Source organism: Candidatus Protofrankia californiensis (assembly GCF_900634765.1).
In the GTDB taxonomy this organism is placed as follows: Bacteria; Actinomycetota; Actinomycetes; order Frankiales; family Frankiaceae; genus Protofrankia; species Protofrankia californiensis.
The window spans coordinates 8934-12520 of record NZ_CAAAFT010000065.1 but is presented as its reverse complement, the minus strand read 5'-3'; the positions used below and the strand labels follow the sequence as shown (position 1 = coordinate 12520).

Here is a 3587-nt window from a genome sequence, read left to right as displayed (position 1 = left end):
CCGAGCCCGGCGGGACCGGCGGGACCGGCGGGACCGGCGGGACCGGCCGCAGCAGACTCCACGATCGTGACCGTGATGCCCGTCTCCTGCGTGACGCCGGCGGCGGAACCGCCGATGTCTGATCCGCTCAGCGGCCCGGGAACCCGGGCCTGCCGGACCTCCCGGATCGGCTTCCGGACTGCAGATCCGGCCGGAGCCCCGGGCGCGCAAGAAGCATGATCACGACGCTGTCGGCCCTGCGGTGCTGGGCAGCCCGGGGCCGCCGGCAGGGTCGTAAGGGCCACCGAGTTCTCAGTCACCAGACCTCCTGTTGTGATCAACAATAGGCACTATCGGTGACAGTACTAACACTTAAAGCGAAAGAGTGGCAGGAGTGAACCGCGGGTCGCCTACTTTGAGTAAGATATACCTTGCATTTAGAAATATCATTTACCGAACTCCGAGGATGCGCCTATAGGCTGCCAGGGGGTGCCTGCCAGCACGACGACGCAATCAGGGATGGTGGGAGGGACCAAACCGGCTTCTCGCGGCCGACACAGGAGGGAAGGAACTACTATGGCGGATGTCTCGGTACGCTTTGCGATGACCGATGACAGTGAGATCGTGCTGAACCTGTCACTCACGCAGGCGATCCGACTGACCGAAGCCATCGCATCCAAGGTCAGTCAGGCCATGACGGAACAGCCGCCACGAGGAAGCCTCAACGGCAGCTCCTACGGCGGTCCGTCCGTACGCCCCGGCCCCTACTCGACTTCCTGACGGCCAACCACAGACGCAGGGGTCCCCGCACCGTCACCAAGCAGACAACCACCAGCGCCCCGGGGACCTGGGCCGCCGGCAGCGCGAGAAAAACATGATCGCGCTGCCTTTGGCCCCCCGGAGCACCGGTCAGGTGGTCACATGTCCTGTTTCGATCAAGAGATTGAGTGCGAAAACGGCTGCTATTACGACCGCCCACTCCCTCACTTTCATGATTCGACGATATTCGATCATGGATTCTTGGTCGACTTCGGAACGGATCCGTACTATTTGACCAACACTCTAGAAAAACCCCGTCAATGATCACCATCAGGTGATCGTTGATCCACCGGAAACGGCCAACCGCAGACGCAGGGGTTTCTGTACTGTCGCAAAGCAACCCCACCTACACACGAGCCCCCTTGGCGATCGCCGACAGGTGATCGCCAAGCCATAAACAAATACCAACCACAGACGCACTGTCCCCGACCAGGCCCGAGGATGTGAATGCGGTGCTGTTGTGACAGCACCGCATTCACATCCTTCCCCCTGATAAGCGGCTCTTCGCAGCTGACCGGAAAGTGTATTCAGGCAAGCCTGGAGAGCAAGCGTGGAGAAGAAGGCGTCCCGCAGCTCATCCGTTCAACTCGGTCGCCACGTTTGCCCAGGTCGGCGTACTCGCGGCCGGCCTCTTGGGCCAGAACACGGACGCCAGATGGTAACCATTTGCGATCGGGTGGCTACGACATCCAGTCGGGTGCGCAGAGCCGCTAATCTGTCAGTTGGGCGATGAGTGCTCGCAGCAGTTCGAGATCGCGTCGGCGGATCTCCGCCGGCGAACGGCCGTCCGGGCCGGCCGGGGCGAGCGACGCACGGACTCCGCGCAGTTTCTCCCGCAGATACTGGACCTCCTGCGGTGGTAGCAGACCCTCGCGCAGGAGCAGCACAACATGCCCGCCGTGCTCGACAACGTCGACAGGGGCCGTCATGGCCATGGTCACGACCCGGATGCCCAGCGGCTCCGCCCGGTCGTACACCATGAGCAGCCGGTCTTCCGCGATGATCTCTGCCGTGCCGTCGTCCCACAGCACGGTTGCCCGGGCCGCGTTGGACGGCAGCCATCCGGCCGCCTCGACCCGGACCTGGTCCTCACCCGGCGCGAGTTCACGGCGCGGTGCCGCGTGCACAGCCAGGACGGTCCCGCAGCGTGACCAGACCCCGCCGCCAAGATCATCAACTGGGGACACCCGGTCACCTTTGGCGAACATGACAAGACCGCCTTGACCATCCTGTGCCGTTGGTCTCTGTGCCGGCATGGCGTGATCGTAGAGTGGTATCGACGGCTACCAGCACGGACGCCCAAACCCCCAGTCCGGATTGCGCCCATCTGAACACTTTTTGTTACGAATTTATGATAGCCCCAGGTCAGGGCCAGCCCATCTCGGCCATCATCGGCAGGCACCTCACCGGTGATCCGACCTGATGATCAATTCTGTATGACCCCGGGCTTCCGCAAGCCGGCTCCGCAACGCTGGCAGCGGCGTCCGCGTGATCTGACGTTCACACGTAATGATCGGTATCGCCCGACACTTCGAGAAGTTGACGCTCAGGAGCCGGTGGCCGGACGTACGTTCGCGGGAGCCCTAAACGATGATCCTATTGGCAGCCCACCGGAGAGGCCACCCATGCGCGACACCGGTTATCCGCCCATCGAGGAGCATGCGGTCATCGGCGACCTGCGCACGGTGGCGCTCGTTGCGACCGACGGCACCATCGACTGGTACTGCCCGCAGCGCTTCGACGGACCTTCGGTGTTCGCGAGCCTGCTGGACGTCGAACGCGGCGGAGCCTTCCGCATCCACTGCCCTGGCTCCCGGGCCAAGCAGCTCTACCTGCCGGACTCCAACGTCCTGATGACCCGCTTCCTCGCCCCCCAGGCCGTCGGTGAGGTCGTCGACTTCATGGTCCCGGTCGACAGCGACGTCACCGAGTCGCCGCACGTGGTCGTCCGGCAGGCCAGGGCGGTACGCGGTCGGGCAGAGTTCTCGCTGCGCTGTCACCCGCACTTCGACTACGGGCGGGCGTCGCACACGGTAACAATTGTCGAAGGTCAGGGAGCGGTGTTCGACTCTCCCGTCGGCAGCCTCACCCTGCGCACCTCCATTCCGCTTGCCAGAGACGGCACCGGTGTCACGGCGACGTTCGCACTCGACATGGGGCAGAGCGCGGACGTCGTCCTGGAGTGGAACACTCCGATCCGCCCGCTGGTGGAGGGCGAGGCCGAACGATTGTTCAACCGTACCCTGACCTACTGGCAGAACTGGCTGCGCCGCAGCCGCTACCACGGCCGCTGGCGCGAAATGGTGCACCGCTCCGCGCTCGTGCTCAAACTGCTGGTCTACCGGCCCACCGGAGCGCTGGTGGCGGCGCCCACCACCTCCCTGCCGGAGGAACTCGGCGGTATCCGCAACTGGGACTACCGGTACACGTGGATCCGTGACGCCGCGTTCACCATCTACGCACTCATGACGCTCGGGTTCACCGACGAGGCCGCCGCCTTCATGGACTGGCTGGAACAGCGCTGCCAGGAGGCCCCGGGCGACAAGGGCCTGCACGTCCTGTACAGCGTGGACGGCAACGCCGACCTCGACGAGATCGTGCTCGACCATCTGCGCGGCTACCGCGACTCGAAACCGGTGCGGATCGGCAACGGCGCCGCCGGGCAGCTCCAGCTCGACATCTACGGCGAGCTCATGGACTCGGTGTACCTCTACAACAAGCTCGCCGCGCCGATCTCCTTCCAGCTCTGGGAGGCGCTCTCCCGCCAGCTGGACTGGCTCGCCAAGCAC

Annotated in this window: 3 protein-coding genes; 2 read left to right on the top strand and 1 reads right to left on the bottom strand. The window is 64.4% G+C overall.

From position 1 onward, the window contains the following. Window positions 1-555: 555 nt before the first annotated feature. Complete coding sequence (locus tag DD1DGNOD_RS03915) at window positions 556-759, top strand: hypothetical protein (protein WP_013872226.1); 204 nt, start codon at window positions 556-558, stop codon at window positions 757-759. Between the two features lie 749 nt (window positions 760-1508). Here DD1DGNOD_RS03915 and DD1DGNOD_RS03910 read toward each other — a convergent pair. Then, window positions 1509-1985 carry a hypothetical protein gene (locus DD1DGNOD_RS03910; RefSeq protein ID WP_241251210.1) on the bottom strand — a complete coding sequence of 159 codons (477 nt, stop codon included), beginning with the start codon at window positions 1983-1985 and terminating at the stop codon, window positions 1509-1511. 438 nt (window positions 1986-2423) lie between these two features. Here DD1DGNOD_RS03910 and DD1DGNOD_RS03905 point away from each other — a divergent pair. Next, a partial coding sequence (locus tag DD1DGNOD_RS03905; RefSeq protein ID WP_131769473.1) for a glycoside hydrolase family 15 protein occupies window positions 2424-3587 on the top strand: 1164 nt, incomplete at its 3' end.